This window comes from Duganella callida (assembly GCF_004614165.1).
Taxonomy (GTDB): Bacteria; Pseudomonadota; Gammaproteobacteria; order Burkholderiales; family Burkholderiaceae_D; genus Rugamonas; species Rugamonas callida.
In genome coordinates this window covers 1-5491 of sequence record NZ_SPVG01000278.1, presented here as the reverse complement: position 1 = coordinate 5491, position 5491 = coordinate 1, and the positions used below count along the sequence as shown (strand labels likewise).

The 5491-nt window shown below is 71.7% G+C and carries 5 protein-coding genes; all 5 read left to right on the top strand.

All coding sequences use genetic code 11. The annotated features are described in order from the left end of the window. Positions 1–1930: bifunctional acetate--CoA ligase family protein/GNAT family N-acetyltransferase (locus E4L98_RS29455; protein ID WP_135205101.1), on the top strand; the 1930-nt coding region annotated here is incomplete at its 5' end. Beyond that, positions 1927–2688 carry an enoyl-ACP reductase FabI gene (fabI, locus tag E4L98_RS29450; RefSeq protein ID WP_135205100.1) on the top strand — a complete coding sequence of 254 codons (762 nt, stop codon included), beginning with the start codon at positions 1927–1929 and terminating at the stop codon, positions 2686–2688. The genes E4L98_RS29455 and fabI, both read left to right, overlap by 4 nt. Positions 2689–2691: 3 nt before the next feature. Further along, complete coding sequence (locus E4L98_RS29445) at positions 2692–3198, top strand: MaoC/PaaZ C-terminal domain-containing protein (RefSeq protein ID WP_135205099.1); 507 nt, start codon at positions 2692–2694, stop codon at positions 3196–3198. A gap of 298 nt (positions 3199–3496) precedes the next feature. Then, a complete protein-coding gene (locus E4L98_RS29440) occupies positions 3497–4828 on the top strand; it encodes a dockerin type I domain-containing protein (RefSeq protein WP_135205098.1) in 1332 nt (443 codons plus the stop codon). A 31-nt stretch (positions 4829–4859) separates the two neighbouring features. Continuing rightward, positions 4860–5477 (top strand): PEP-CTERM sorting domain-containing protein, encoded by a 618-nt coding sequence (locus E4L98_RS29435; RefSeq protein ID WP_167761488.1) that lies wholly within the window; start codon positions 4860–4862, stop codon positions 5475–5477. Positions 5478–5491: the final 14 nt, after the last annotated feature.

The window sequence follows — 5491 nt, the reverse complement described above, 5'->3', positions numbered from 1 at the left end:
GCACACCGGTGCGCTGGCCGGCGCCGACGCCGTATACGACGCCGCGCTGCGGCGCGCCGGCATGCTGCGCGTGTTTTCCACCGAAGAATTGTTCGACGCGGTGGAGACGCTGGCGCGCGCCCAGCCGCTGGGCGGCGAACGGCTGGCCATCATCACCAACGGCGGCGGGCCGGGCGTGATGGCCACCGACGCCCTGATCTGCCAGCACGGCCGGCTGGCCACGCTGTCGGCGGCCAGCGTGGCGCAGCTGGACGCGCTGCTGCCGCCGACCTGGTCGCGCGCCAATCCCGTCGATCTGATCGGCGACGCCGGCGCCGAGCGCTACCAGCAGGCGCTGGACGTGGTGCTGCACGACGAACTGGCCGACGCGGTGCTGCTGCTGCACGCGCCGACCGCGGTGGCGTCCAGCACCGCCATCGCCACCGCGCTGGCGCCGCGCCTGCACCACAGCGGCCGCAACGTGCTGGCCTGCTGGCTGGGCGGGGCCACGGTGGCGCCGGCGCGGCGCATCTTCGCCCAGGCCGGCGTTCCCAGCTACGACACCCCGGAAGACGCCATCGGCGGCTTCATGCAGATGGTGCAGTACCGCCGCAACCAGCAGCTGCTGGTGGAAGTGCCGCCGGCGCAGGCGCCGGGCGGCGCGGCGCCGCACGACCTGGCGCGCGCCATGGTGGACGCGGCGCTGGCGCAGCGGCGCCCGCTGTCCGAGCCGGAGGCCAAGACCCTGCTGGCCGCCTACGGCATCCCGGTGGTCGACACGCGGCTGGCCGCCACGGTGGATGAGGCGCTGGCGGCGGCGCGGGAGATCGGCTATCCGGTGGCGCTGAAGATCGTCTCGCCCGACATCACGCACAAGAGCGACGTCGGCGGCGTCGCGCTCGATCTCGAGTCGCCCGACATGCTGCGGACCGCGGCGGCGGCGATGGCCCGGCGCTTGCGCCAGGCCCATCCCGCCGCCAGCCTGCGCGGCTACGCGGTGCAGGCCATGGCGCGCCGGCCGCAGGCCCACGAGCTGATCGTCGGCGTCAGCACCGATCCCGTGTTCGGCCCGGTGATCCTGTTCGGCCAGGGCGGCACGGCGGTGGAAGTCACGGCCGACCACGCGGTGGGGCTGCCGCCGCTGAACCAGGTGCTGGCGCGCGACCTGGTGGCGCGCACGCGGGTGGCGAAGCTGCTGGCCGGCTACCGCGGCCGGCCGCCGGCCGACCTCGACGCCATCTGCCGCGTGCTGCTGCAGGTGTCGCAGCTGGTCAGCGACCTGGCCGAGATCACCGAACTGGACATCAACCCGCTGCTGGCCGACAGCCAGGGCGTGATCGCGCTGGACGCGCGCATCAGCCTGGCCGCCACCACCCTGCGCGGCGTCGACCGGTTGGCGATCCGGCCCTATCCGACCGAGCTCGAGCAGCGCCTGATGTGGCAGGGCCAGCCGCTGTTGCTGCGGCCGATCCGGCCGGAGGACGCGTCCGCGCACCTGGCGTTCTTCCACGCGCTGTCGCCCGAGGACGTGCGCTACCGTACCTTCATCAGCCAGCGCGAGCTGGCGCCGTCGCAACTGGCGCGCCTGACGCAGATCGATTACGACCGAGAGATGGCGCTGATCGCCACCCGCCAGCGGCCCGACGGCAGCGCCGAAACGCTGGGGGTGGCGCGCGCCGTGGCCGATCCCGACAACGTCGACGCCGAATTCGCCATCATCGTGCGCTCCGACCTCCAGCGCCGCGGCCTGGGCGCGATCCTGCTGGGCAGCCTGATCGCTTATTGCCGCGCCCGCGGCACCCAGCGCCTGGTCGGCGAAAGCCTGCGTGCCAACCTGGGCATGCAGCGGCTGGCGCAACGTCACGGCTTCGCCGTGCTGCCCGGCGCGGACGCCGCCAGCGTGGCGCTGCGGCTGGCGCTGGCGCCGGCCAACGCGGAGGCGCCGGCATGAACCTGCACGGCAAGAAAGGACTGGTGGTCGGCATCGCCAACGAGCACAGCATTGCCTACGGCTGCGCGCGGGCGTTCCGCGCGGCCGGCGCCGAGCTGGCGCTGACCTATCTGAACGAGCAGGCCGAAGCGCACGTGCGGCCGCTGGCGCAGGCGCTGGACAGCGCGCTGCTGCTGCCGTGCGACGTGCGCGTGGCGGGCCAGCTGGAGGCGGTGTTCGCGCGCCTCGGCGCGCACTGGGGCAAGCTGGACTTCTTGCTGCACGCGATCGCCTACGCGCCGCGCGACGACCTGCATGGCCGTCTGCTCGACTGTTCGGCCGAGGGTTTCGCGCTGGCCATGGACGTCACCTGCCATTCGTTCCTGCGCATGGCGCGGCTGGCCGCGCCGCTGATGACGGACGGCGGCTGTTTGCTGACCGTCAGCTTCTACGGCGCCGAAAAGGTGGTGGCGCATTACAACCTGATGGGGCCGGTGAAGGCGGCGCTGGAGGCCAGCGTGCGCACCCTCGCGGCCGAGCTCGGTGCGCAGGGCATCCGCGTGCACGCGCTGTCGCCGGGACCGTTGAAAACCCGCGCCGCCAGCGGGCTGGACCGTTTTGACGAGTTGCTGGACCTGGCCCGCGCGCGCGCGCCGGAACATGTGCTGGTCAGCATCGACGACGTCGGCGCCCTGGCCGCCTTCCTGGTCAGCGACGCCGCGCGCCGCCTGACCGGCAACGTCGAATACATCGACGCCGGCTACCACGTGATGGGGTGAACCATGGAGATGATCGAAAACCGCCCGTTCGGTCAACTGCGGCTCGGCGACAGCGCCAGCCTGGTGCGCACGCTGAGCGCGCGCGACATCGCGCTGTTCGCCATCGTCTCGGGCGACGTCAACCCGGCCCACGTCGACCCGCAGTATGCGCGCCAGGACGTGTTCCACCACGTGGTGGCGCACGGCATGTGGGGCGGCGCGCTGATTTCGGCGGTGCTGGGCACGCAGCTGCCGGGGCCGGGCACCATTTATCTGCAGCAATCGCTGCGCTTCCTCCACCCGATCGCGGTCGGCGACACGGTGACGGTACGGCTGACGGTGCAGGCGCTGGAGCCGGCCACGCGGCGCGTCACGCTGGACTGCCAGGTGCTCAACCAGGCGCAACAGCTGGTGATCGCCGGCACCGCGCTGGTGCTGGCGCCCGCCGAGAAAATCGTGCTGCCGCGCATGCCGCTGCCCGACATTGCCCTGGTCGGCACGCAGCCGCCGGACACCCGCACCGTGATCTGATGGTTCAGCCGGCACGCGGGCGCATTCGATCGCCCCTCGCGGCCACGCATGGTGCGCGTGCGCTGTTCCAGCCGCCTCAACACGGCAGCGCCGCCGCGCTACCGGCGCGCGCCGGTTATTGCCCTGAAGCGAGCTGGCCTGTCGGCAGGTTTGACACTGGCCGCCGCCGGCGCGGCGGCCGGCCAATCGAATCAGCAGCTTACGGCGCTGGTCCCGTTTTTGCGTCCATCCGGTGATGCAGGCACGCCTGTCTGCGCCGACCACGCCCGGCCCGCGCAGCATTTGAGGAGAGCTCATCATGAAGACATTTGTACCATGCATCGCGCGCTGCGGCGCCGCGCTGCTGACCGCTGTCGCCCTGTTGGCGGCCGCGCCCGGCCACGCCGCGTCACCCCGCACCGACCTGCTCAGCGGCAGCAACTGGCTGGCCAGCGCCGACGGCGTCAGCGGCTGGATTCCGGCCTACGCGCCCTACCCCAACCCGGTCACCATGCCCAACCCGTATCTGAATCCGCAAGGCATCCGTGGCGAGCTGATGTGGTACTGGCCCGGCCCGGGCGCGCCCGGCGCCGGCAGCCCTCACACCACCGCCTATTTCCGCCGCCAGCTCGATCTGCCGCCCGGCCCCATCCCGCAGGTCGTCGCGCTGGTCGCGGCCGACGACCAGATGACGCTCAAGGTCAACGGCACCATCATCGGCAGCTACACCCTGGCCGCTCACAAGCAACCCAACGGCCAGCCCGAGGTGGTGGCGATGGACCTGACGCCGGCGCTGCACAGCGGCGCCAACCAGATCGACATCGAAGCCAGCGATGTCCAGGCATACCACTACGTCTACGTCGACAGCTACAACATCGCGGCGCCGACCGGGCACGTGCTGGTGGCGCTGGCGCCGGTGCAGACCAGCCTGATCGGCGACAAGGACAACTTCCACCCGGGCGATGCGGCCGACGTCACGCCCAAATCGCCGCACGTGGAGGCGCTGCTGGCCGCGCTGGCGCCGCGCGCCCCATCGATCAACCTCGACGAGGACGCGGTGAACCAGGCGGTCGGCCTGACCCACCCGGCCACGCTGGCGGGCGGCGCGCTGCTGACCTCGGCCAGCGTCAAGCTGCACATCAAGATGACCGGCGATCTGGTGGACAATGACGTGATCCTGTTCAACCAGACCGCCGCCACGCCCGAAGGCCAGGTCGCGCGCGTGGTGGCGCTGGCCGACCTGCTGGGCTTCCCGCCACAGGCGGGCGCCGAATACACCGTGACCTGGAACCTGGCGCGCACGCCGATCCGCAACGCCGCCACCGACAGCGTGACCGGTGCGCCGGATCAGGTGGTCGACCTGCTGCCCATGCTGCAAGCCGACGGCCACCTCGACGTGGTGCTGGCCGACGACACCATGGTCGACTACTCCGAGCTGAGCATGACCAGCACCAGCGCCAGCGCCACCGCCGGCGACCTGAACAATGACGGCACGGTGGACCGCGACGACGTCAACATCCTCCTGCAGAGCCTGAATGCGCCGGCGTCCGGCCCCAACGATCCGCGCGACCTCGACCATGACGGCAGCATCACCGCGCTCGACGTGCGCAAGCTGGTGGCCGCCTGCACGCTGCCGCTGTGCGCCAAATAACCGCCTTTCGCTCAGTCGATGGAGTCCTATCATGAAGAAAATCTGTGTGACAGCGCTGTTCTGGCTCGGCTGCCTGGGGGCGCTGGCGCCGGCGCGGGCGCTGCAAATCACGCTGGTGCCGCACGGCGGCTACCAGATCGCCCCGGGCGAAACCCTGCTGGTCGACCTGGCCATCAGCGGCCTGCAGTCGGGCGGCCTCAGCAGCGAGCTCGGCGCCTACCACCTCGATCTGTATTACGATCCCGACCTGCTGTCCTACCTGCCCGGGGCGCCGTCGGCCTGGGGCACGGCGCTGGGCCAGCCCGGCAACACGGCGCTGGCGCAGGCCGACACCGGCACCCCGGGCCTGCTGCGGCTGGACGAAATATCGCTGCTGGACGGCGCCACGCTGGACGCGCTGCAGGATGACAGCTTCCTGCTGGCCACGCTGGCCTTCAAGGTGCAGATGCCGCCGGGACCGGCGCCGGCCAACACCATCCTGTTTGCCGACGACGTGCTGCTGGGCGACGCGGCCGGCAACCGCATCCCGGCCGCGCTGAGCGACATCCCCTTGCTGATCCTGCAGGTCGACGAGCCGGCCACGGCCGCGATCTTCGGCCTGGGGTTGGCGGCGCTGGCCTGGCGCCGCCGACGCGGCGCGGCGTGCTGAAGGCCGGCGACGCC

What these genes read in the sequence shown, in the direction of transcription:
- fabI (WP_135205100.1), top strand. Translation starts at nt 1,927, where the DNA reads ATGAACCTGCACGGCAAGAAAGGACTGGTGGTCGGCATCGCCAACGAG.
- E4L98_RS29445 (WP_135205099.1), top strand. Translation starts at nt 2,692, where the DNA reads ATGGAGATGATCGAAAACCGCCCGTTCGGTCAACTGCGGCTCGGCGAC.
- E4L98_RS29440 (WP_135205098.1), top strand. Translation starts at nt 3,497, where the DNA reads ATGAAGACATTTGTACCATGCATCGCGCGCTGCGGCGCCGCGCTGCTG.
- E4L98_RS29435 (WP_167761488.1), top strand. Translation starts at nt 4,860, where the DNA reads ATGAAGAAAATCTGTGTGACAGCGCTGTTCTGGCTCGGCTGCCTGGGG.